The sequence below is a fragment of the Corynebacterium aurimucosum ATCC 700975 genome, assembly GCF_000022905.1.
Lineage (GTDB): Bacteria > Actinomycetota > Actinomycetes > Mycobacteriales > Mycobacteriaceae > Corynebacterium > Corynebacterium aurimucosum_F.
Genome location: NC_012590.1, coordinates 1,924,085 through 1,945,709, shown reverse-complemented (window position 1 = coordinate 1,945,709; position 21,625 = coordinate 1,924,085). Strand labels below are relative to the sequence as shown.

The 21,625-nt window shown below is 62.8% G+C and carries 19 protein-coding genes, 1 tRNA gene and 1 other RNA gene; 14 read left to right on the top strand and 7 right to left on the bottom strand.

Features of this window, described 5'->3' with window-relative positions; genetic code table 11:
• Window positions 1-32 precede the first annotated feature (32 nt).
• The 5 genes from CAURI_RS09140 (at window position 33) to CAURI_RS09120 (ending at window position 5,858) form a co-directional block, all read left to right on the top strand.
• Entirely contained in the window at window positions 33-1,631 is a 1,599-nt protein-coding gene (locus CAURI_RS09140) for an ABC transporter substrate-binding protein (RefSeq protein WP_012715173.1), read from the top strand.
• Window positions 1,632-1,674: 43 nt separating this feature from the next.
• Entirely contained in the window at window positions 1,675-3,273 is a 1,599-nt protein-coding gene (locus tag CAURI_RS09135) for a mechanosensitive ion channel family protein (RefSeq protein WP_010190655.1), read from the top strand.
• A 274-nt stretch (window positions 3,274-3,547) separates the two neighbouring features.
• Window positions 3,548-4,195, top strand: a complete 648-nt coding sequence (locus tag CAURI_RS09130) for an excalibur calcium-binding domain-containing protein (RefSeq protein WP_010190652.1) — start codon at window positions 3,548-3,550, stop codon at window positions 4,193-4,195.
• Between the two features lie 10 nt (window positions 4,196-4,205).
• Window positions 4,206-5,009 (top strand): serine hydrolase domain-containing protein, encoded by an 804-nt coding sequence (locus CAURI_RS09125; protein ID WP_010190650.1) that lies wholly within the window; start codon window positions 4,206-4,208, stop codon window positions 5,007-5,009.
• Between the two features lie 399 nt (window positions 5,010-5,408).
• Window positions 5,409-5,858 carry a hypothetical protein gene (locus CAURI_RS09120; protein WP_010190649.1) on the top strand — a complete coding sequence of 150 codons (450 nt, stop codon included), beginning with the start codon at window positions 5,409-5,411 and terminating at the stop codon, window positions 5,856-5,858.
• A gap of 3 nt (window positions 5,859-5,861) precedes the next feature.
• Here CAURI_RS09120 and CAURI_RS09115 read toward each other — a convergent pair whose 3' ends face one another.
• On the bottom strand, window positions 5,862-6,641 hold the full coding sequence (locus CAURI_RS09115; protein ID WP_010190648.1) for an HAD-IIA family hydrolase: 780 nt from the start codon (window positions 6,639-6,641) through the stop codon (window positions 5,862-5,864).
• Entirely contained in the window at window positions 6,638-6,940 is a 303-nt protein-coding gene (locus tag CAURI_RS09110) for an acyl carrier protein (RefSeq protein ID WP_010190647.1), read from the bottom strand. The genes CAURI_RS09115 and CAURI_RS09110 overlap by 4 nt, the downstream gene beginning before the upstream one ends.
• Before the next feature lie 26 nt (window positions 6,941-6,966).
• Between CAURI_RS09110 and CAURI_RS09105 the strand changes: the two genes are divergently transcribed.
• A complete protein-coding gene (locus tag CAURI_RS09105) occupies window positions 6,967-7,983 on the top strand; it encodes an alpha/beta fold hydrolase (protein WP_010190646.1) in 1,017 nt (338 codons plus the stop codon).
• A 261-nt stretch (window positions 7,984-8,244) separates the two neighbouring features.
• Here CAURI_RS09105 and aceE read toward each other — a convergent pair whose 3' ends face one another.
• The gene (gene aceE, locus CAURI_RS09100) at window positions 8,245-11,001 is read right to left on the bottom strand and encodes a pyruvate dehydrogenase (acetyl-transferring), homodimeric type (protein WP_010190645.1); all 2,757 of its coding nucleotides are present in this window, start codon (window positions 10,999-11,001) and stop codon (window positions 8,245-8,247) included.
• 173 nt (window positions 11,002-11,174) lie between these two features.
• Here aceE and CAURI_RS09095 point away from each other — a divergent pair, with 173 nt between their 5' ends.
• Together CAURI_RS09095 and CAURI_RS09090 are read left to right on the top strand one after the other, a co-directional pair.
• A complete protein-coding gene (locus tag CAURI_RS09095) occupies window positions 11,175-11,612 on the top strand; it encodes a DUF3052 domain-containing protein (RefSeq protein ID WP_046647091.1) in 438 nt (145 codons plus the stop codon).
• A gap of 113 nt (window positions 11,613-11,725) precedes the next feature.
• Window positions 11,726-11,801, top strand: a tRNA-Val gene (locus tag CAURI_RS09090).
• A gap of 97 nt (window positions 11,802-11,898) precedes the next feature.
• Here the strand turns inward: CAURI_RS09090 and CAURI_RS09085 are convergent.
• Both CAURI_RS09085 and CAURI_RS09080 read right to left on the bottom strand, forming a co-directional pair.
• Window positions 11,899-12,888 (bottom strand): SURF1 family cytochrome oxidase biogenesis protein, encoded by a 990-nt coding sequence (locus CAURI_RS09085; protein WP_010190643.1) that lies wholly within the window; start codon window positions 12,886-12,888, stop codon window positions 11,899-11,901.
• Between the two features lie 31 nt (window positions 12,889-12,919).
• Entirely contained in the window at window positions 12,920-13,411 is a 492-nt protein-coding gene (locus CAURI_RS09080; protein WP_010190641.1) for a low molecular weight protein-tyrosine-phosphatase, read from the bottom strand.
• Window positions 13,412-13,513: 102 nt separating this feature from the next.
• Here CAURI_RS09080 and CAURI_RS09075 point away from each other — a divergent pair, with 102 nt between their 5' ends.
• The 5 genes from CAURI_RS09075 (at window position 13,514) to CAURI_RS09060 (ending at window position 18,133) form a co-directional block, all read left to right on the top strand.
• Window positions 13,514-14,362, top strand: coding sequence for a Nif3-like dinuclear metal center hexameric protein (locus CAURI_RS09075; RefSeq protein WP_010190639.1), 849 nt, complete (start codon window positions 13,514-13,516; stop codon window positions 14,360-14,362).
• Window positions 14,363-15,079 (top strand): zinc ribbon domain-containing protein, encoded by a 717-nt coding sequence (locus CAURI_RS09070; RefSeq protein ID WP_010190637.1) that lies wholly within the window; start codon window positions 14,363-14,365, stop codon window positions 15,077-15,079.
• Window positions 15,076-16,245, top strand: coding sequence for a bifunctional RNase H/acid phosphatase (locus tag CAURI_RS09065; protein WP_010190635.1), 1,170 nt, complete (start codon window positions 15,076-15,078; stop codon window positions 16,243-16,245). The genes CAURI_RS09070 and CAURI_RS09065 overlap by 4 nt, the downstream gene beginning before the upstream one ends.
• Before the next feature lie 15 nt (window positions 16,246-16,260).
• Window positions 16,261-16,693, top strand: an RNA gene (rnpB, locus tag CAURI_RS13355) — RNase P RNA component class A.
• A gap of 36 nt (window positions 16,694-16,729) precedes the next feature.
• Complete coding sequence (locus tag CAURI_RS09060) at window positions 16,730-18,133, top strand: RNB domain-containing ribonuclease (RefSeq protein ID WP_010190634.1); 1,404 nt, start codon at window positions 16,730-16,732, stop codon at window positions 18,131-18,133.
• Here CAURI_RS09060 and CAURI_RS09055 read toward each other — a convergent pair.
• Window positions 18,130-19,401 carry a galactokinase family protein gene (locus tag CAURI_RS09055; protein ID WP_010190633.1) on the bottom strand — a complete coding sequence of 424 codons (1,272 nt, stop codon included), beginning with the start codon at window positions 19,399-19,401 and terminating at the stop codon, window positions 18,130-18,132. The genes CAURI_RS09060 and CAURI_RS09055 overlap by 4 nt on opposite strands.
• A 147-nt stretch (window positions 19,402-19,548) precedes the next feature.
• On the opposite strand from CAURI_RS09055, the gene CAURI_RS09050 reads away from it, so the two are divergent.
• Window positions 19,549-19,737: a hypothetical protein gene (locus CAURI_RS09050; protein ID WP_012715171.1), complete on the top strand. Its 189-nt coding sequence runs from the start codon at window positions 19,549-19,551 to the stop codon at window positions 19,735-19,737.
• Between the two features lie 156 nt (window positions 19,738-19,893).
• Here the strand turns inward: CAURI_RS09050 and CAURI_RS09045 are convergent, their stop codons facing one another.
• Window positions 19,894-21,621 carry a CYTH and CHAD domain-containing protein gene (locus CAURI_RS09045; RefSeq protein ID WP_010190631.1) on the bottom strand — a complete coding sequence of 576 codons (1,728 nt, stop codon included), beginning with the start codon at window positions 21,619-21,621 and terminating at the stop codon, window positions 19,894-19,896.
• Window positions 21,622-21,625 lie beyond the last annotated feature (4 nt).

The following is a 21,625-nucleotide window of genomic DNA, read 5'->3' as shown; positions in this document are numbered from 1 at the left end:
TAAAGTATGGGTGAAAGTGAGGTGATGAACGCGTGACGTCGAGGCGTTCTTTTCTGGGCCTGCTGGGGATGCTAGCGGTGTCGGGGGCAGTGGCACCCACGGTGGTGGGCTGTACCTCGGAGCCTGGCAGCGTTGATACCTCAGGCTTAGACCTCATCACCACTGATATTTCAGAGCCGCAACGCACCCTCATTCCGGCTGATTCCAACGATGTGCCGGGGCAGACCATCATCAACCTGGTGTATTCCGGATTGGTGTATCTGGATGAAGATGGTGATACCCACTATGACATGGCGGAATCCATCACGCAGGTCGATGACACCACCTATGACGTGGTGATCCGTGAGGACGCAATATTCTCCGATGGCTCCAACGTCACCGCTAAGGACTTCGTCGATACGTGGAATACCGCGGTAAGCCAGTCGCTGCTCTCGGCGCACCAATTTGAGCCGATTCTGGGATTCCATGAGGGCCAGAAAACCATGCGCGGTCTGACGGTCACGGGGCAGGAGTCCTTCCGCATTGAACTCTCACGCCCAACGGCGGGATTCCTGGAGAGGCTGGGCTATTCGGCCTTCTTCCCCATGCGTTCCGAAGACAAAGACAAGTTGAGCGAGCGCGGAATGGAGCCCATCGGCAGCGGGCCCTACATGCTGGCCTCCTGGGAGCGCGAGAAGGCAGTGACCCTCGTGCCGAACCCGCGCTATACAGGCCCGCGCAAGCCGCACAATGAGGGAATCAAGTTCGTTGTCTACTCCTCGGAGGAGCAGGCTTATAAGGATCTCGTCGAAGGCCGTCTGGATGTGCTCACGCGCATCCCGTCGGAGAGACTCGGCAGCTTCGAAAAGGAACTGGGGGAGCGTGCGCTGACTACGCCAGGTGGCTCCATCATGGAAATCACCATCCCTGCCAATGACGCGAATTTCCGCGGTGAGGCGGGGCGCCTGCGCCGCCGTGCCTTGTCCATGGCGGTGGACCGAGAAGAAATTGCTCGGGAAGTCTTCCACGACAGGGTGCTTCCTGCCACCAGCTTCGTCGCGCCGCTCTTTGGCTCCACCCCACCCGCCCCGGAGGGAGCCGACGTGCTGACCTACCAGCCGGAGGAGGCCCGCGAGTTGTGGGAAGAAGCAGAAAAGCTGGACCCCTTCGAGGGCACATTCAGCATTGGCTATAACGCCGATGGCGGCCACAAGACGTGGATTGACGCGGTGGCGAAACAGTTGAGGGATACCCTCGGTATTCCCGCGGAGGGCCAAGAGTTCGCGACTTTGAAGGAGCTACGCAAAGAGGTTACTGCCCGCCACATCACCGGGGCCTTCCGCACGATCTGGCAGGCGGAGTTCCCGGAGGAATCGACCTTCTTGGTTCCCTTGTATGCCTCTTTTTCCTCAGAAAACGAGTCCGGCTTCAGCAGCCGCGAATACGATAAGCTGCTGGAAAAGGCTGGCCAAGTACAAGACCACGAGGAAGCCCAGAAGTACTACACCGAAGCGCAGAGCTTGCTGCTAGAGAAGATGCCGGCCATCCCGCTGTGGACGACGAAGGCTTATACCGCCTACAGCGCAGACATCGTCCCCGCCGGCTTCACGTGGAAGCCCACCCCGAACTACTATCTCATCCACCGCGCTTAAAGCTCCAAGGGTTCTGTCAGGCTGACAGAGTAACCTCGGCGGAATGCTGAAGTACTACATGTTCACCATATGGCAGGCCATCGTAGACCATGGCTTGCCGCTGTTGGGAATGCTTCTGTTGGGCATTCTCATCCCGCGTATCGGCCGGCTGGCTGTGCGGGTTATTGAGTCCCGTCTGGATGAGAATCAAGAATCCACCAAAGCGCGCCTAGCTCTCGCTGGGGCGTTGGTGTACGTGGCGCAGGCGGTGGCGTACTTCCTGCTTGTGCTGGCTGCGCTGTCCAACCTTGGGGTGCCGCCCCTTGGGGCGGCGATTCCGGCTACCGTTGTCTCGGCCGCCGTTGGTTTCGGTGCGCAGTCCATCATCGGTGATTTCCTCGCAGGCTTCTTCATCCTGTCGGAAAAGCAGTTCGGTGTGGGTGACTACGTCAGCTTCGACGGCGTGACGGGCGTGGAAGGCACCGTTGTATCGCTGACTCTGCGTACGACGACGGTGCGCACGCCCACCGGCGAAGTCGTCATGGTGCCCAATGGTTCTGCGGGCGTGGTCACGAACTTCTCCCAAGAGTGGTCCCGTGCGGTGGTGGATATCGCCATCCCGGTCCATGAGGGCGATTCTTTGCCGGAAATCACCGAGCAGGTGGAGAAGATTTCCCAGCACGCCCTCGATGCCCCGGAAATCCGCGCGGATGTAGCTGGCGAGCTCGACGTCCTACCCGCTACCGGGCTTACCGCACCCACTGCGGCTGGTCAGCCCTGGCAGGTACAGTATCGCGTCTTGGTGCAGGTGAACCCCGCCCGCCAGTGGGCGGTGGAGCGCGCTATCCGCTCAGCCCTGCTGTCCTCCTTCTGGGATCTATATAAGCTGCCCACCGCGGAGGGCTTGCCGGGCGATGCCCCGCAGGTGCTTGACGACGCCCCTGATGCCGACCCCCTTGATGCCAGCACCCCCACCACCGTCATGCCGGCGGCAGGTACTGATTCGTCCTCGCAGCACAGCGCGACGTCGGATAGCGCGGCTGAGGCGCAGACGGAGGTCATCGCTACGGAAGCTGTGGCGGATGCCGCCGAGGAGCCGGAGGAGAGCATGCATGATGGCCCCGGCCGCCCGGCGTTCTCGGATGAATCCGAGGATGAGGAAGAAGATGATTACAAGGGCGGCATCTGGCGCGCGGACAAGCCGGAGAACAAATGGCAGTATTTCTGGACACTCGGCGGGCGCGTGCGCGCCTCCACCACGGGGCTCATCGCTGGACTCGGCGTGGTGGGCCTGCTGCTGCTCTCCTCCGCTAATCCGGATGGGGTGGATGCCGGGTGGCTTTCGCCTTCGCGCTGGATGGGGGACTCAGAAGCAGCTTCCGAGTCCGCGGAACCGTCTGAGCCATCGGTTGCGCCGAACACCACGCCGCAGGATGAGCTGGTTACTGATTCCACGGGCCAGGAACCGACGGATGCAGGTCAGCCGGCGACGCCGACTGATAGCGCCCCGGACAGCGAGGCCACGTATGTCCCGGCGGATCCGCAAGCCCCGGCAACGCAGACCCCAGCGGAGCAATACTCCGAAACAGCTGCGCCGACAGCTAACGAGCAGCCCACCGTGAACGCCACGGAGGGGGCCGCGGAACCTTCCACCGTGATGTAGGTCCTGTAAAGCCCGGCAGAGTTGGGAGAGCGTCGCCGAGAGCCAGCACACAGTGCAGCTCTCAGAGGCAGCGCTGAGGGGGTGCTGCCGGGAACGCGTTGAGAGGGCGCATAAGAGATTTGAGTGATAGGGAAGTGCAGCGGCGCAATGCGCTACATCTTGTGTATCGCCATGGCGGGGGCATCCGTTAACGAAGTGAGTGTTGGGGGCACTCCAGTTCCATCTCGATGCGCAATTTCCTGCGGGGAAGAACCACGGGCTATAACTTATCTTTATGACTAAGTTCTCTCGTGCGGTTCTCGCCGCCTCTGTCTCTGTTTCTCTTTGTTTATCCGCTGTTGTTCCTGCTCAAGCGGAGTCTACTGTCCAGGGAGTCGAGGTTCCTTCTGTTGACTCCTCCGCCGCTGATGCTGGTGCCGATCTCTCTTCCGAGCAGGATGCTGCATCCTCCATCGAGGACGCTGAATCCTCTGACCAGAGCTCTGCTTCTTCCAGCGAGGAAGATGATGCTGAGTTCCAGCAGTCCTCTCAGGGGGAAAAGATTGCTCTTGGCGTGGGCATTTCCGCAGCCATCCTCGCGGCACTTGCTGGCGGTGTCTACTGGGCCGTGCAGCAGCGCATCATCCCGAATCCGCTTCCGGGTCTAATTCCTTCGCCGCCGGCACCTGCTCCGGCTCCCGCACCAGCTCCGCAACCTGCTCCTGCTCCGGCACCTGCTCCGGCTCCCGCACCAGCTCCCGCTCCGAAGCCTGCGTCCAAGCCCGCTCCCGCCCCGGCACCGCAGCCGGCTCCGGCATCCTTCACTCGTTGTGCGGATGTGTGGAACGCGCTGGGCCGCCCGATCTATGCGGGTGAGCCGGGTTTCCGCTCCAAGTTCGACCGCGATGGTGACGGCGTAGGCTGCGAGCGCGATCCTCGTTAAGCTGGAGCGCATGAGCGCTTTTTCTTCTCTTGAGTCCTGGCCAGTCGATACCGTTGCTGCCGCCCTGTTGCACCGCGGCGAGGTGGTAGAGCAGCTGGGGGATACCTCCCGCCGCTTCCCAGTGGCCTCTGTGACCAAGTTGGTGGCCGCCTATGGGGTGATGGTGGCCGTCGAAGAAGGGGCAGTGGAGCTGGATCAGCCTGCAGGCCCTGAAGGCTCCACGCTGCGCCATCTTTTAGCCCATGCCTCGGGCGTGGGCTTTGATACGCGTGAGCAACAAAAACCCGTCGGCGAGCGCCGCATCTACTCCTCGGCAGGCTATGAATGGGCCGCCGAGGAAGTGGAGAAGGCCACCGAGATTCCCTTCTCCGAGTACCTTGCTGAAGGCGTGTGCGCCCCGCTGGGGATGCGGGCCACTACCTTGGAAGGCTCGGCCGGGCACGGTTTGGTCTCCAGCGTGGAGGACCTCGCCGCCTTTGCTGCTGAGGTCTATTCGCCCAGCCTGCTTGATCCTTCGACGGTGGAGGAAATGCGCAGCGTTCAGTTCCCTGGACTACGCGGCATCGTTCCCGGCTATGGCAGCTTCAAAGACTGTACGTGGGGGCTGGGCTTTGAAATCCATGGCGAGAAGCAGCAGTGGATGGGTGGCTTGCCGGCCGATACTGTGGGCCACTTCGGCATGAGCGGAACCTACCTGTGGGTGGCAGGTGACTGGGCCATGGTGGCGCTCACGGACCGTGACTTTGGTGAGTGGTGCAAGCCGCTGTGGGCTGAGAGCAACACGGCCATCTGGGAGGAGTGCCAGGCGCGCTAGGTGCGGTTGCGTGAAGGCATTGACTGTCGTCGCAACGCCCAAAGGAGCGTTGCGACGGGGGTAGTGGGAGGGCTGTGGCGACAACGCGCGCGTGGTGCGCGCGTTAACTAATGGGGTTTAAGTGATTTCTGGGGCGAATTTCGAGGCAGAAGTCTCAAGTCTTTGTTGAGGCTGTGGGGGCTTAAGTGCAGGTTGAGGGTTGTTGTGGCCCAAGTGGCGGGGGAAAATTGTGGGCACACAACGACGCACCGCGTGGCCACATACCGCGGCCACACTAGGCGGTGTTCGCGCCTCGGCGCGAGTGACGTGGTGAAGACAAGTTCGTAGGGGAAGACGAAGCTCGTCTTGCGTCGGCGTATGCCGGCGTGCCATCACTCGCACGTCAAAGGAGTTTAAGGAGTGAATCAACGCGTTCACCCGCAGCTGGCCGGTGCCGCCGCGCCGGCCGCTTCAGTTAACCCACTTGGTAGCCCGGCGGATACGTGGCCTAACCGTGCCTGCGGTGAGGTCTGCACAGTCGTGCTGGAGATCTCAGGCATGCCGCGCAGCCTGCGCCCTGCCATTGAGCGCGCCATGGCGCGCTGTATTCGCAGCGAAAGCGAATTCATCGTCCCCGGCGATGACCCGCTGACTGCTCAGTGGTGCACCCGCTGGCGCCGCGACTCAGTATGGGATCCGATGAGCGGCCGCGCTACCGGGAGCGCGGCCGCCGACAACGCTGGTTGCGCTGGAATCGGCTGCCAGCAAGTGCTCACCGGAACGCCCAGCGAATTGGAAGCGCTGGGCCGCGCGGTGGAGATGCTGGCGGGGGAGTATGGTTTCCGGGGCGTCGTCAAGCGCGCGGTCTAAGCCCTAGTCCACGAAGGGATCGAAGATGCGCTCCGGCAGGTCCGCCACGGAGTCAATGATGCGTGTCGGGCGGAAAGGATAGCGCTCGATGATGCGGTCATCGCTGATACCTGAGCGCACCAGGATGCTGCGCATGCCGGCCTCCAGACCGGACTTGACGTCGGTATCCATGCGGTCACCGATCATGACGGTGTTCTCCGAGTGCGCGCCGATGTTGTTCAACGCACTGCGCATCATGACCGGGTTGGGCTTGCCCACGTAGTAGGGCTCGCGGTTGGTCGCCGCAGTAATAAGTGCCGCGACAGCACCCGTGGCCGGCAGTACGCCCTGCGGGGCGGGGCCCGTGACGTCGGGGTTGGTGGCGATGAAGCGCGCGCCGTTGCGGATGAGATTGATCGCCGTGGTGATGGCTTCAAAAGAATAAGTGCGGGTCTCACCCAAGACCACGAAGTCCGCGTCGCGGTCATTGAGAATCCAGCCGGCCTCGTGCAGGGCGGTGGTCAGGCCAGACTCACCCACGACGTAGGCCGTGGACAGGCCCGCCTGGTTGGACAGGAAGGCTGCGGTGGCCGTCGCGGAGGTCCAGATGCGCTCCGCTGGGATGTCCAGGCCGGTGTTCTTAAGACGAGCTGACAGGTCCCGTGGGGTGGACATCGAGTTATTAGTCAGAACCATGTACTCGATGTTGTTATCCTTCAGCGCTTGGATGAATGTATCCGCGCCGGGAATCATCTCCCCTTCCTTGATGAGGACGCCGTCCATGTCTGAAAGATAAGAAATCACGAGTGTTCCTCCAAGTACTCAGCAAGTTCGCCCACCGTGGTCACGGAGAGCATGGTTTCTTCATTAAGGCGGACCCCACAGGCTTCCTCGAGGCGCACGGCTAGTTCGATGCGCTCGAGTGATTCAACCCCCAGGTCCTCCAATGTCGCTTCGCGCTCCAGGCCTTCTTCCACGCCGGTCACCTTCGTGATGAGGCGGGTGAGCTCGCTATATGCGTCCCCGGCGGGTGCAGAATCCTTTTCTTCTGCCGGTGTGGAGCCGAAGCGGGCTTGGAGTTGCGCTGAAAGGTCATTAGCCATGGGGCCCAGTCTAGTATTGAAATGTCATGGTTATTCGAGCACGTTCCTCCGCCATCGCCCGCAGCTGGTCGCGCCGGGCCCGCCCCCGCATGCGCGCCGTCGAGCGCACCGTCCACAACGATCTGCATGATCTCACCACTGAACCGGGGCTGACCGGGGTGAGCAACTCGGGCTTCGTAGATAACGACGGCGTGCGCGTGGCCTGGTATGAGGTGGGCCCTGAGGACGCGGAGGTCACCGCGGTTTTCATCCACGGCTACTGCCTGTCGGCTGAGAGCTTCTACTCCCAGGTCAACGACGTGCGCCGCAACTATCCAACGGTGCGCTGCCTGCTTGTCGATGTCCGCGGCCACGGCCAATCCACCCACGTCGCCCCCGCGCAGTGCACGGTGCGGAGCGCGGCCGATGACGTGCTGGCCGTCATTGCCGAGCGCGCCGCCGAGGGGCCTTTGGTGCTGCTTGGGCATTCCATGGGCGGGATGATCGCGCTGAATTTATTGCGCTGCGCCCCGCGGGATGTCTTTGAGCGCGTCGAGGGAATGGCGTTGGTGGCCACCTCGATGCAGCGTTTTGCCGCTGCGGGGGTGGCTCGCCTCTTGGAATCGAAGACGTTGGGCATGGTCTACCACGCTTGTCTGAAGCTGCCGAACCGGCTCAACCGCGTGCGCTTCGAGGCAGCGGCACTCATCGCCCCGGCGTTTGCGGCGCTATTGCAGGGCTTCCCGCAGATGGACAAGCTGCAATTCCACGTGGCTATGTTGCTGGATACCCCGATGTCGAGCTACGCGGGCTTCTTCGATGACTTGGTGGAGCACTCCGAATTTGGCGCAACGGCCCGGCTGCGCAGCGTGCCGGGGGAAATCGTGGTGGGCCAGCATGACATCGTGACCCCGCGCCGCCAATCGGAGGTGATTGCCCGCCACTGGCCGGACTCCACGCTGACCGTCATCGACGGAGCCGGCCACATGGTCATCCTGGAAGAGCCCAGCGAGGTCTCCAAGGCTTTGGGCCGGGTCCTCGATCGCGTGCTCGGCGGCAACTAAGCCGAGCGATAATGCCGGCTAAGTCCTTTGTCGACAGCGACAGGGCCTTTTGCAGGCGGTGGCTGGGCCTCCTGTGGTGGTTGAACTGCCCGTTCTGCCAAAGTTATTGCCTCTGATTCAAGATCTGGCCAGAACTTTGGCAACAACGACAGTTGCCGCCCCTCGGTTTAGGTAAGAAGAATGCCCCTCCTGCCCGAGGTGGGGCAGAAGGGGCTGGAGGGCTTGGGGCTTTGAAGCTCTAAGCCTTATTCCTCATCAGACTTAGTCCTCATCGGAGGACGTGGAGGTGGTGGCCGTCGGGTCATCGAGCTTCAGCTCGCGAGCCGCCTTCTCCACGGTGCTGCGCTCCACCTTGCCCTCGCGGGCCAGGCCCTCGAGGACGCCGACGACGATGGACTCTGCGTCAATGTTGAAGTAGCGGCGAGCACCCTCGCGGGTATCGGAGAAGCCGAAGCCATCTGCGCCCAAGACGATGTAGTCGCCCGGGACGTAGGGGCGAATCTGCTCCTGCAGGTCCGTAGCGAAGTCGGAGACACCAACGAACGGTCCCTCGAAGCCCTTGAGCTGGGAGGTGGCGAAAGCCTCGGTCGGCTCCGTGCCCTTGCGCAGTGCCTCTTGGTTGCGGGCGGCGCCGTCGCGAGCCAGCTTGACCCAAGACGTGACGGAGAACAGCGAAGCCTTGACATCGAAGTCCTCAGCCAGGATCTCCTGGGCGCGCAGGGCCTCGTACATGCCCACACCGGAGGCCAGGATGTTGGCTGGGATGGAGCCGGACTCGGCGGTGTTGTAGTGGTAGATGCCCTTGTGCAGGCCCTCGACGTCGAGGTTCTCCGGCTCAGCAGGCTGCTTGACCGGCTCGTTGTACACGGTGATGTAGTACATGATCGGCTCGTTGTCCTCGCCGTACATGCGCTCAATACCGCGCGGAACCAGGTGAGCGATCTCGTAGCCGAAGGCCGGGTCGTAGACCTCCACGGCCGGGTTGGTCGACGCCAAGATCGGGGAGTGGCCGTCCATGTGCTGCAGGCCCTCACCGGTCAGGGTGGTGCGGCCGGCGGTCGCACCGATGATGAAGCCGCGGCCCAGCTGGTCGGCGGCAGCCCAGAAGGCATCGCCGGTGCGCTGGAAACCGAACATCGAATAGAAGATGTACAGCGGAATCATCGCCTCGCCCTGGGTGGCGTAGGAGGTAGCAGCCGCGGTGAAGGAGGCTGCGGCACCGGCCTCGGAAATGCCCTCGTGCAGAATCTGGCCGTCGGTGGCCTCGCGGTAGGAGAGCATGAGGTCGTGGTCCACCGGAACGTAGTTCTGGCCACGCGGGTTCCAGATCTTGAGAGTCGGGAACCAAGAGTCCATACCGAAGGTGCGGGCCTCATCCGGAATGATCGGCACGACGCGCTTGCCCAGCTCCTTGTCGCGCATGAGCTCCTTGAAGGTACGCACCAGCGCCATGGTGGTGGCGACGTCCTGCTTGCCGGACCCCTTGCGGACCGAGCGCAGCTTGGACAGATCCGGGGTGGTCAGCGTCTCGAAGTTCTCACGACGCTCCGGCAGGAAGCCGCCCAGCTCTTTACGACGCTCCAGCATGTACTTGATCTCCGGAGCATCCTTGCCCGGGTGGTAGTACGGCGGCAGGTACGGATCGGCCTCGAGCTGCTCGTCGCTGATCGGGATGCCCTGCTTATCGCGGAAGAGCTTGAGATCCTCCAGCGTCAGCTTCTTCATCTGGTGGGTAGCGTTGCGGCCCTCGAAGTTGTGGCCCAGGCCGTAGCCCTTAATGGTGTGGGCCAGGATGACCGTCGGGCGGCCGGTGCCAGCGTAGCTCAACGCCTTGTCGTATGCGGCGTAGATCTTGCGGTAGTCGTGGCCACCGCGGCGCAGTGCCCAAATCTCATCATCGGACATGTCTTCCACCAGCTTGAGCGTGCGCTCATCGCGGCCGAAGAAGTGCTCGCGCACGTAGGCGCCGTCGTTAGCCTTGAAGGTCTGGTAGTCACCATCAGACGTGGTGTTCATGATGTTGACCAGGGCGCCGTCCTTGTCGGCTTCCAGCAGCTTGTCCCAGCCGCGGCCCCAGACAATCTTGATGACGGACCAGCCGGCACCGCGGAAGAAGGACTCCAGCTCCTGAATGATCTGGGTGTTACCGCGCACCGGACCATCGAGACGCTGCAGGTTACAGTTCACCACGAAGGTCAGGTTATCCAGCTCATAGAGGGAAGCCATCTGCAGCAGACCACGGGACTCCGGCTCATCCATCTCGCCGTCGCCGAGGAAGGCCCAGACATGCTGCTTGGAGGTGTCCTTGATGCCGCGGGTTTCCAGGTACTTATTGAAGCGTGCCTGGTAGATGGCGTTGATGGGGCCCAGGCCCATGGACACGGTGGGGAACTCCCAGAAGTCCGGCATCAGGCGTGGGTGCGGGTAGGACGGCAGACCATTGCCCTCGCCGCGGGAGTGCTCCTGGCGGAAGCCGTCGAGGTCTTCCTCGCTCAGGCGGCCCTCCATGAAGGCGCGGGCGTAGACACCCGGGGAAGCGTGACCCTGGAAGAAGACCTGGTCACCACCGGAGGGATCATCCTTGCCCTTGAAGAAGTGGTTCAGACCCACCTCATAGAGCGGGGCAGCACCCGCGTAGGTGGAGATGTGGCCACCGACGCCGATGCCCGGGCGCTGTGCGCGGTGCACCATGATGGCCGCGTTCCAGCGGATCCAGCGGCGGTAGCGCTTCTCCAACTCCTCATCGCCTGGGAACTCTGGCTCCAGGGAGGTAGGGATGGTGTTAACAAAATCCGAGGACGTCAGCGACGGCAACGGCACGCGCTTGGCGGTAGCGCGCTCAAGAAGGCGCAGCATGAGGTAGCGGGCGCGCTCCGGATCGGAAGAATCTAGAAGACCGTCGAGGGAGTCCATCCACTCGCGGGTCTCCTCGGGGTCGGAGTCATGCAGGTATGCTGCCACGCCATCGCGAACGATGGGAAAGTTGGAGTCGCCGTTGTGGGCGTCCAAGTCGGCCATTAAATCCTCCTGGGTCGTAGTACACAGATCTTGCTCTAGGATACGCGCCCCTTTCGCGGTGGGTCACTCGGAGGCCCCCACGGGTGGTTTTATGGGGGAAAATGTCCACCTCTGGGGAGGAACGGGGGAGGTTTGACGCGAAAAAGTGCACCGTAGACGTTAAAATACTCTGCATGACATCAACTACTTCATCGGAAGGAACTCAACGAGTGACGGGATTCGCAGCCAAGCTCGGCATCGAGGAGGGCCAGATTGCCCTAGAACTTGGTTGGGACGAAGACTGTGACTCCACGATTTCTGAGTCCATCGAGGACGTGTTGGGGGAGGACTTCCTCGAGGAAGAGACCGACGAGTTGTGCGACCTTGTGCTGCTGTGGTGGCGCGCGGAGGACGGCGACTTGGTCGATGGGCTGGTGGATGCCACCCGTCCCTTGGGCGATTCCGGCCGCATCTGGCTGCTGACCCCGGGTGCTGGAAAGCCAGGCAACCTGGAGCCGGGTGAGATCTCCGAATCCGCACAGCTGGCCGGCCTCGTACAGACCAAGGCCGAGCGCCTCGGCGAGTGGCAGGGTTCCTGCCTCGTGGCCCGCGGCTACACCAAGAAGCCCTAAGAAATAATCGCAGGATGTACCTGCTCAGGCGGTATTTGCAGCGGCGAATCACACCCCGATTTGTTGCTGCGGGTGCCCATGGGCTAATCTTGTTCGAGCACACCAAGTGCACTGCGGCTTTAGCTCAGCTGGAAGAGCAACTGGTTTACACCCAGTAGGTCGGGGGTTCGATCCCCTCAGGCCGCACCAGGTCAGACCCCCTTTCTGAGAAATCAGAGAGGGGGTCTTGCGCATAGCACGACAGCTCCACGACGAGCCGATGGAGCGGCCGGCGGAGCTGGTGGTGCTAGTAGCGCTCCTGACCGCGCTCACGGATCTTCTCGTAGAAGTCCGGCTTGGCGGAGCCATAGCGCGAGCGGGAGCGGCGCGAAGGCTGCGTGGTAGCTGCAGGCGTCGACGTCGGGGCCGTAGGCTCCGTAGCATCAGGGTGCTTGTCGGAGGTCTCTTCGTGGTCAGGCTCAAAGGCCTCAGTGTCTGCGCCCGTCTCGGGGGAGCCGGCGCCGGTGCCAATAGCTGCCGCAGTCGCCTCCGCCATCAGGGCTTCCTCCTCGCGGGCGCGGCGGCGCTCCCGAATCTCTGACCACACGAAGTAGGCAAAGCCCAGTGGCGCCATCACGCCGAAGGCAATCCATTGGTATCCGTAGGAGAGGTGATTGCCGCGGTCCAATTTCGGCACCGGCAGCGCATTCAGCTCACCCGGCTGATCGGGGGAGAGTTGGAGGTAGTCGTGGGCGAGGGGGACGTCGACAAGCTCTGCTATCTGCTCCGTATTGATGGAGTAGACCTGTGTGTAACCCTGCTCCTCAATGGGGGCGGAAGTGTGCTCGCGCTCGTTGTAGCGCGCCATGCCCACGATGGTGACTTTGTCGTTGGGGGCCGGATCGATGTGGGGGACAGAGTTGCCCTCATCCGTAGGCACCCAGCCGCGGTTGACCAGAAAGGTCTCACCGGATTCGGTTTCGAAGGGGACCAGTGACTGGAAGCCCGGGGCGGACTCCACTGGGCGCAGGCGCAGGAGAACCTCATCCTCCGGGAGGTAGTGGCCGGTCATCTCCGCGCGTTCCCACTCCTTGTGCAAGGAGCCATCCTCAGAAAAGACCTCGGTGACCGGCTGGGGGTCGGCCTCATAGGCTTCCTCAATGAGGTGGTTGCGCTCCACAATCTGGTCGTCTTTATTCAGCTGCCATGGTGCCAGCACCGTGAAAGAGAAATAGGAAAAGGCGACGACGAAGATGAGAAAGAGCACCCACCCAGGCTTGAGGAATGTCTTGAGCATGATGATCAGTCTAGTAGCCGCAAAAAATTATCTAGCCGTGGTTCGTCTTTATCCACTCGAGCAGCCCCGGAACGGCGGCATCAATCTCCTCGCGGGTGCGGGCGAAATCCTCCTCCGTGCCGTAGAAAGGATCCTCCACACTGGCATTTTCCGGGGAGTTTGGATCGAAGCTGCGCATGAGGCGCACCTTCTCCTGTGGGATGCCGCGATCCAAAAGGGCATCGCGGTGGCCGGTGTCCATGGCCACGAAGAGGTCTGCGTCCATGTGCTCTTCGCCCAGTTGGGCAGCCTGGTGGCCGGCGCCATCGTGGCCGCCGCGGCGCAGCTCTGCCACGGCGCGCTCATCCGCGCCCTGGCCCACGTGCCAGCCACCGAGGCCACAGGAGTCCACGCGGGCGAGGAGATCGAGCATGTCGGTCTCCATGGCATCGCGGGTAATGATTTCCGCCATGGGTGAGCGGCAAATGTTGCCCGTGCACACGAAGACGATGTGGAGCTGGTTGTCGTTCTCCGGAGGCGTCATGCAAAGTCTCCTTAAGCTAGAGGGGTGCGCTGGCGAACGAAAGCTAGGATATAGCAGCGACGCGACTGACGTGAAACCTCAAGCCAACAAGGAGCAAACGAGATGGCAGAACGAACGACCGTTGGCGAGATCCGCCGCGTAATCCACGAGGCCTACCCGCCGCAGCTGGCCGAGCCCTGGGACGCCGTTGGCCTGGTGTGCGGTGACCCCGCGGACGAGGTGAATACCGTGGCCTTTGCCTTGGACTGCACCCAAGAGGTGGCAGACAAGGCCGTGGAGCTCGGCGCGCAGATGCTCGTGGTGCATCACCCGCTGCTTCTGCGCGGGGTGACTTCGGTGGCCGCGGATACCCCGAAGGGAAAGGTCATTCACACTCTTATCCGTAACGGTGTGGCCCTGTTGGCCGCGCACACCAACGCGGATAAAGCCCGCCCGGGTGTCAACGACAAGCTGGCTGAGCTCGTAGGGATCAAGCCCGGCCGCCCCATCGTCCCGGTGGAGCCCTATGAGAATCTCGATGAGGCCTTGGGGCTAGGGCGCGTGGGCGAGCTGGAGGGGCCGGTGACTCTTCGCGAATTCACCCAGCGCGTGGCCGATGCCCTTCCGGAAACTGAATGGGGAGTGCGCGCGGCCGGTGACCCGGAGCGCCTCATTAAGCGTGTAGCCGTCTCCAGCGGCTCGGGTGATTCCTTCCTGGACCAGGTCGCAGAACTCGGCGTGGATGTCTACGTCACCTCCGATTTGCGCCACCACCCAGTGGACGAGCACCTGCGCGCCGCGCACCTGGCTAATCCTGAAGGCCCAGCCGTGGTGGATACCGCTCACTGGGCCAGCGAATTTCCCTGGACCACCCAGGCGCGCGATATTGTGGAGGGCGCATTGCGCGTGAACACCGAGATCATCGATGTCCGCACCGACCCATGGACGATTTCTGCGCATAAGGAGAACTAAATGAAACTGCCACAGGACCTGCAGACCATCCTGCTGGAGCTGGCCACCCTCGAGCGCTCCCAGGCGCTTGGTGGAACCCCCGCCATCCCGGAGCAAGAGGAATACGAGAAGGCTCAGGCCGCACACGCCCGGCTTGTCGACGCCTCCGGCTCCGCCCAGCTCGCCGTCGACGATATGGAGATGGAGATCCTGCGCATCCAGGCTGATGAGCGCAAGCTGCGCCAGCGCGAGCGCGATGACAAGGCACAGCTTGGCGCCGCGACCGACCCGGAGACCCGCAAGGACTTGGAACACGATCTCTATGCGGCTAAGTCCCGCATCGCGGATCTCATGAGCGAGCTGCAGGAAGCCCACAACGAAATTCACGCCCTGCGTGCCAACCTGGATGTCTACGGCGCGAAGGTCTCCGATTCCGAGCGCAAGCTCGAAGCGCTCAAGCGCGCGGCCGAAGCCGCCCAGGAGGCCGTGGCGAACCGACCGGATCCGCAGGTGCGCATTGGCGAGCTGCGCGAGCAGCTGCCCGCGGACATCGTGGCGGAGTACGAGACCGTGCGCGAAGAAAACGGTGTGGGTGCGGCGGCCTTTACTGGTCGCGCTTGCGGTGGCTGCTTCATCGTGTTGCCACCGGCCGAGCAGAACGCGGTGCGCAATGCTGCGGCCGACGAGCTTCCGCAGTGCAGCGACTGCGGCTCCTACCTGGTACGCCCGGCCTCATGAAGCTAGTCATCTTCGCTGACGGCGGCTCCCGCGGCAACCCCGGGATCGCCGGTTCTGGCACTGCAGTCTACAACGAGGACCGCTCGCAGCTGCTTAGGGAAATCGCCTACGTCGTGGGGCAGAAGTCCACCAATAACGTGGCCGAATACCACGGCCTGCTGCGCGGCCTTGAGGCAGCGGTGGAACTGGGCGCGGACGAGGTGGAGTTCTACATGGACTCCAAGCTCGTGGTGGAGCAGATGAACGGGCGCTGGAAGATCAAGCACCCGGACATGCAGAAGCTGGCCATCGAGGCGCGCCGCCTGCTGGATCAGATTCCTAGCTTCAGCCTCGAGTGGGTCCCGCGCGCGAAGAACTCCGTGGCCGATGCGCTTTCCAACGTGGCGATGGACGCCGCCGCAAAGGGCGATCCCGCGGGCATCCTCGACATGGGTTCCGGCGACGGCGCTGAGGCCGACGCTGCGGATAGTCAGGATGCCAGCGGGGAGGTCGGGGGGACGTCGGCAAGCACGGCGTCCTCCACCGCGGCCGACTGGCGCTCCGAGTGTGGCCCGGCCACCCGCTTCATCCTGCTGCGCCACGGTCAGACGGCGATGTCCGCCGCCAAGCAGTACTCCGGGCGCGCAAACCCTGAGCTGACCGAGCTGGGCAAGAAGCAAGCGCTCGCCGCCGCCCAAGCCTTGGCCGATACCCACATCGATGCCGTGGTGTGCTCGCCGCTGCGCCGCTGCCAGCAGACGGCCGCGGCCGTGGTTAAGGGCAGGGACCTGCGCGTGGAAACCGTCGAGGACCTCATTGAGGTGGATTTCGGGCGCTGGGAAGGCAAGACCTTCGCCGAAGCCGATGCCGCTGACCCCGAGCTCCACGCGCGCTGGCTGAAGGATACGTCCGTGGCCTGCCCGGGCGGGGAGTCCCTCCGCGCGGTGCACCGCCGCGTGAGTGCTGCGCGCCGCGAGCTGCAGCAGCGCTTTGAAGGGCAGACCGTCCTTGTGGTCTCTCACGTCAACCCCATCAAGTCCTTCGTGCGCCAGGCTCTCGATTCCGGCCCGCAGACTCCCAACCACCTTTTCCTGGAGCTGGCTTCTGTGAGTGAGGTCGAATTCTTCGACGGCGGCAGCACCCTGCACCGTTTCAACGATGTGGGGCATCTGGGCGCGCTGCGATAAACTAACAGGCGCGAATGAGCCGACCGGGCAAACGCGTTCCGTCGAACCGGCCCCTTTATGGGACTAGGCGCGGGCCGAGGAAAGTCCGGACTCCACAGAGCACGGTGGTTGCTAACAGCAACCCGGGGTGACCCGCGGGAAAGTGCAACAGAGAGTAGACCGCCGCGTGCCCTCGATTGCGCTTCGGCGCAGCGTGGGAAGCGGTAAGGGTGAAAGGGTGCGGTAAGAGCGCACCAGCACCGTCAGCGATGGCGGTGGCTGGGTAAACCCCACTGGGAGCAAGGCATCACGGCCCGCCACGTTAGCGGGCCCGATCAGGCGTTAGTAGGTTGCTCGCCGAAGCCTGAAGGTAGCTGCTTGAGCCAACTGGCAACGGTTGGCCTGGATGGATGTTTGTCACCGCGCCTCGTGCGCGGCACAGAATCCGGCTTATAGGTTGGCTCATTCGCGCCCATACTTTTATTTTTTGGAACAATGGGGCGGCATGAAACTATATGCCGCGCCCTTGGACTTTCGGCCCATCGCTGAGGAGTTTTCCGTTCCGACCGACTTCCCAGAGGAGGTCACCGCCCAGGCCGCCACTGCGCAGGACCGCTATGCCGAGCAGCGCCGCGACGCCCGGGACATCCCGCTGGTGACCATCGACCCGGCCGGCTCAAAGGACCTGGACCAGGCCGTCTTCATTGAGGCGCGCGATGGCGGCTACCGCGTGCTCTATGCCATCGCTGATGTTGCAGCTTTCATCGAACCGGGCTCCGCGCTGGAGACTGAGTCCCTTAAGCGTGGCCAGACCATCTACCTGCCCGATGAGCCGGCGCGGCTGCACCCAGCGGAGCTGTCTGAGGATAGGGCCTCGCTGCTTGCCGACGTCGACCGCCCCGCGGTCCTCTGGACCTTCAACCTCGACACCGCGGGTGAGGTGGAGGACTTCTCGGTGGAGCGCGCACTCGTGCGCAGCCGCGCCCGGCTGGACTATGACCAGGCCCATAAGGACTTGGAGAATGGCACTTTGCATTCCTCGATCGCCTTGCTGCCGGAGGTAGGAAAGCTACGACAGGCCTCCTCGCTGCGGCGTGAGGCGATTAACCTGCGACTTCCTTCGCAGCGCGTAACCGAAAGCAGCGATGGGAAAAAGGGGCACTACGAGCTCGTGATGGAGCCGCGCCACGAGGTGATGGACTATAACTCGGAGATTTCGCTGCTTACCGGAATGTGCGCGGGGCGGTTGATGGAAGAGCATGGAGTTGGTTTCCTGCGCACCTTATCGGCGGCCACACCGGAGGCCGAGGCCACCTTCCGCTCGGAAGCAGAGGCGCTGGGTTTTGACCTGGGGGAGAGCAGCATCTCAGAGTTTCTGCATTCCGTGGACGCGGATTCGCCGCGCGGGATGGCGGTGATGCGCGAGGCCCAGCGATTGCTGCGTGGTGCTGACTACGTGTGGCTGGAGGATGGCCAGGCGGACGTGCACGCGGGAATCGGCGGCTACTATGCGCACGTGACGGCCCCGCTGCGGCGTCTTGTCGACCGCTTCGCCACGGAGGTCTGCTTAGCACTCAGCGGTGGCTATGAGGTGCCGCAGTGGGTGTGCGAGCGCGCCGGGGATGTCATGTCCACGATGCGCTCGACATCGCAGCTGGCCTCCCATGTGGATAAGGCGTGTTTGAACCTCACGGAGGCGACGGTCCTGGCGCCGTGGGTTGGCACCAACTTTGAAGCTGTCGTGGTTGATGGTGGAATCAAGCGTGAGAAAGCACGGCTCTTCGTGTTAGACCCACCGGTGATTGGTCAGGCCGTAGGCCACCCAGAGACCGGCAAGGAGACGATGGTGTCCTTGGTGAAGGCCGACGTTGAAGAGCGCGATGTGCTCTTTGCGTGGCCGGCGGATTAATCCTCGGTGATTGCAGGGCTTCCGGCAGAAAGCGGGATGACCAGCAGGCCGTCCTCCGCTAAGTCGGCCGCGAAGTTGGTGGCCTTAGCGCTCGGCACGTAGGCGATGACCGCGGAGGAAGTGCCGGCGTGAGCAGAGCGTGAAGCGACGGCACCGCGGGCAGTGGCCAGCTGCGCGAGTTTCTCCGCGGAGTTGAAACCATAGACGGTGGCCAAGGCAGACTGCGACTGCGTGAGCAGTGGGAAAAGCTCGGTGCCGCGGCGAGAGCGCAAAGCACGAGCAATGCCTTCGGCGCGCTCAGTTTCCTCCGAGTAGAAGGTCAGCCATGCCGTGGCTTGGGCGATGGTCGGCTGGTTCTCGGTGCCGTGCACCTTGTGGACCGCGGCCAGCCACTCAAGGACGCGCTGGGGAGCATCCGGCAACAAACGCAGCGACGGCGTGCCGAAAGCGCGGCAGGCGGCGTCAATGAAACGCTCGCGGGCGCGAATCTCTGTCACGGCCTCAGCAGAATCAGCGTCCCCGGGCACGGCCAAGGCGAAAGCTGCAATGTCCTTGTTGATCATGTGAGGCGCCTGGGTCACGGAGCCGTCGGCGTAGTCGATGATGGTGATGGACTCACCTGCGCCGCGCAGGGCAGCGGAGTGGCGAGCGCGCAGCGCAGGGAATCGCGCGAAGGTGCCAACCGCTTGGGAGCACACCTCTGCGATACGGGCGCGCAGTGGGGCATCATGCAGATCGTCAGCGGTGCCGAGTAATGCCAAAGCTGTGGCGATATCGATGGCCGCGGCGGCGCCGAGGCCGGTCGAATCGGGGATGTCATTGACCACGGTGATGTCGGCGCCAGCGGTCTCGCGGGTAAGAAGCTGGCGGTTGATCATGGTGTAGATGATGCCGCCGAGGCGCGCGGCGATGGCACCTTCGGGTGCTGGGGGTTCAATGGTCTGGCCTTCGGAATCGACGCTGGGCTGCTGCTGCGCGGCAAGGGCAGAAACCTGTTCGAGGGAGATCTGGTCTTCAACTGTTTCGCCGTTGGTGTGCTGGAGGCGAACCTTGACGAGTCCGTCGCTGCGGGGGCTGACAGCTGCTGCCGCGCGGATATTGGCAAGCCCCATGATGGCGATGCCGCCGTAGTGGTCGATGTGCTCGCCGATGAGTGCCCAAGTGGCGGGGGCGCTGGCGACATGTGCTGATTCAGCGCCCACGTTTTCGCGGTGTGCGGCGCGAACGCGGTCGACGGCCGGGGTCGAAGGGGCAGTCCACAGGGGCATCGGGAAGGTTCTCCTTTGCTGGTGGCGATATCCTGCCAAAGAAGTAGCAGCAGGACTAAGTGACCTATCTATTCTAACGGGCGTGGGCCGCAGGCGGTCTGTAGTGTGGGGTGCACTGAATGAGAGCTTAAAAGAATGGAGAAGATTATGGCTGAAGCCGACAACAAGTGGTTCTATGACCCGTCAACCGGTGAAGTATCCCAGGGCAAGGTGTCCGGCTGGGAGAACCGCATGGGACCTTATGATTCCCGCGAGGAGGCTGAGCGCGCCATCGAAATCGCGCAAGCTCGCACCGCTGCGGCTGATGCTGAGGACGCCGCCGAGGACGATTACTAAGCACCACACTGCGCAGTCCTAACAGGCCAATGTTGAAGCCTGCTTGAGAAGTCCGCTAATAGCAACGGCCCACACCACCGCATAGGCGTGAAGGTGTGGGCCGCTTCTGATCGCTGCCTTGCAACACGGGAAGGCTAGCGGAGCAAAGCCAGCCGGCTAGCTCAGCTTCTTGCGCAGCGGCTTGAAGGCGGACTTGATGGCCTTGAAGCTATCCGAGTATGCGTCGAGTGCTTCCAATCCGATGACGCGCTCACGCTGGTAGAGGAGGCCATAGCCGAAGGTGTCCTCACCACGGCGGCGTGCGGTTTCTGCCAACTCGAGCAACTTATCGCGGGAGGTCACCGAATCCTGGAAGTCTCCTAAGACAGATTGCATCTGCTTGCAGGCCTTGTAGAGGTTCTTCGTCTTCAGGTTGGTGGCGGACCCAGCAGCCTCTGCGGCATAGCGCAGCTTCTTCGCTGCCTTGCGCATATCGTGGAAGTATTCCTCACGCTCATGTAGCGTCAGCTCGGTGTTATCCCAGTTGGAGACAGCCTTCTTGTGGCGCTTGACCAGCTTGTCATAAGCCTGCTTGAGGTGAAGGGCCATCACCGTGTCGAGATCGCGGGGTTCGTCTCCCTCATCAGGCTTGGCGTGCTTCGGCTCGTAGTCCTGTGCTGCCTCGTGGTCCTCCGCGGGCTCAGCGGATTCTGAAGCGACGACCGCAGAGTCTTCCGCTATGTCGTCTTCGGAAGTGCCGTCTGCGCCAGCGGCCGTTTCCTCCCCGGCAACCGGCGGGTTGGAGAGGAAAGCATCCAGTGCATCGAGAAGTGCTAAGTATTGGTCGGAATCGAGCGCAGCGATGACTCGGCGATGCGCGCGGCGGTAGGCGCGGCCCATGTCGTGAGCAATGTGCTCACGGGTAGCTTCATCGAGAACATCAGAGTCCTCGGATGCGAGCAGATTCTGCCAGCGTTCTTCCACAACCTCGGCATCCCGGGCAACGCCCAGCATGGCCGCAAGTTCCTTGAGATCTGACTCAATGCGCTCAATCTCAGGGCCCACCACAATGCCGTGGAAGGTCTGCAAGTGGCTGCGCAATTCACGGGTAGCCACACGCATTTGGTGCACCGAATCCCACTCATCCCGGCGAACACGCGGATCGAACTCGACGAGCTTGTCCCGATTAGCCTTCAACGCTTCCACGACTGCCGCCGCGGGTGAGCCCGGCTCCACATTGGACGCCGCTAGGGCCGGAGGAAGCTCGACGTTGTTGATGGAGTCTCCCAATGCAGACTTCAGCTTGGACGGCGAGGAGGAAACCCGAGCCCCAGAACCGATCAGTAGGGAAGTGGCGTGCCGCAGCAGTTTGTTGCCCGCTTTGCTTCCCGGCAGGTCCCCGGCGAGCTCTACCTCCCATTCGCGCCACGTGCTCTGGGAGCCACCCGGCAGGAAGGAGAAAGCGGTGACATGGTCATCGCAGAACTCAGCAACTGGCTGCTCGTCTGCGTCAACGAGCAGCAACTCGGTGCGGTTGTTATCCACCTGTGCGATCGGCTCAAGAAGCTGGTTACGCACTACCGAGCGGACCTGGTGGAGCAACTCGTCCGGAACCTCGTATTTGCCGTCGATGGGCTCACCGAGTTCCGCCCGGATCTCAGTGCGACCTTCCGCACCGGGAATCTTGATGTGCCAGCCATCATCATTTCCGCCGGTGCGACGTCGCAGCGTGATCTTCGCGTGGGTAAGGCGGAGATCCTCGGTGTCGTAGTAAATCGCGGACAACGAGTGGTGGTGGGTTTCTGCAACGCGGGAAACCTCGTCGAGCTGGGTGAGATCCGGCATTGGGGTGGCCTCATCCACGGCGAACTTGGCTTCGATTTCAAGGAACGTCTTTGGAGACATGTAC

Coding starts and splice junctions, on each gene's coding strand:
- CAURI_RS09105 (WP_010190646.1), top strand. CDS start 6,967: ATGGTTATTCGAGCACGTTCCTCCGCCATCGCCCGCAGCTGGTCGCGC.
- CAURI_RS09130 (WP_010190652.1), top strand. CDS start 3,548: ATGACTAAGTTCTCTCGTGCGGTTCTCGCCGCCTCTGTCTCTGTTTCT.
- CAURI_RS09135 (WP_010190655.1), top strand. CDS start 1,675: ATGCTGAAGTACTACATGTTCACCATATGGCAGGCCATCGTAGACCAT.
- CAURI_RS09110 (WP_010190647.1), bottom strand. CDS start 6,940: ATGGCTAATGACCTTTCAGCGCAACTCCAAGCCCGCTTCGGCTCCACA.
- CAURI_RS09050 (WP_012715171.1), top strand. CDS start 19,549: ATGGCTGAAGCCGACAACAAGTGGTTCTATGACCCGTCAACCGGTGAA.
- CAURI_RS09085 (WP_010190643.1), bottom strand. CDS start 12,888: ATGCTCAAGACATTCCTCAAGCCTGGGTGGGTGCTCTTTCTCATCTTC.
- CAURI_RS09080 (WP_010190641.1), bottom strand. CDS start 13,411: ATGACGCCTCCGGAGAACGACAACCAGCTCCACATCGTCTTCGTGTGC.
- CAURI_RS09095 (WP_046647091.1), top strand. CDS start 11,175: ATGACATCAACTACTTCATCGGAAGGAACTCAACGAGTGACGGGATTC.
- CAURI_RS09125 (WP_010190650.1), top strand. CDS start 4,206: ATGAGCGCTTTTTCTTCTCTTGAGTCCTGGCCAGTCGATACCGTTGCT.
- CAURI_RS09055 (WP_010190633.1), bottom strand. CDS start 19,401: ATGCCCCTGTGGACTGCCCCTTCGACCCCGGCCGTCGACCGCGTTCGC.
- CAURI_RS09075 (WP_010190639.1), top strand. CDS start 13,514: ATGGCAGAACGAACGACCGTTGGCGAGATCCGCCGCGTAATCCACGAG.
- aceE (WP_010190645.1), bottom strand. CDS start 11,001: ATGGCCGACTTGGACGCCCACAACGGCGACTCCAACTTTCCCATCGTT.
- CAURI_RS09065 (WP_010190635.1), top strand. CDS start 15,076: ATGAAGCTAGTCATCTTCGCTGACGGCGGCTCCCGCGGCAACCCCGGG.
- CAURI_RS09060 (WP_010190634.1), top strand. CDS start 16,730: ATGAAACTATATGCCGCGCCCTTGGACTTTCGGCCCATCGCTGAGGAG.
- CAURI_RS09045 (WP_010190631.1), bottom strand. CDS start 21,621: ATGTCTCCAAAGACGTTCCTTGAAATCGAAGCCAAGTTCGCCGTGGAT.
- CAURI_RS09070 (WP_010190637.1), top strand. CDS start 14,363: ATGAAACTGCCACAGGACCTGCAGACCATCCTGCTGGAGCTGGCCACC.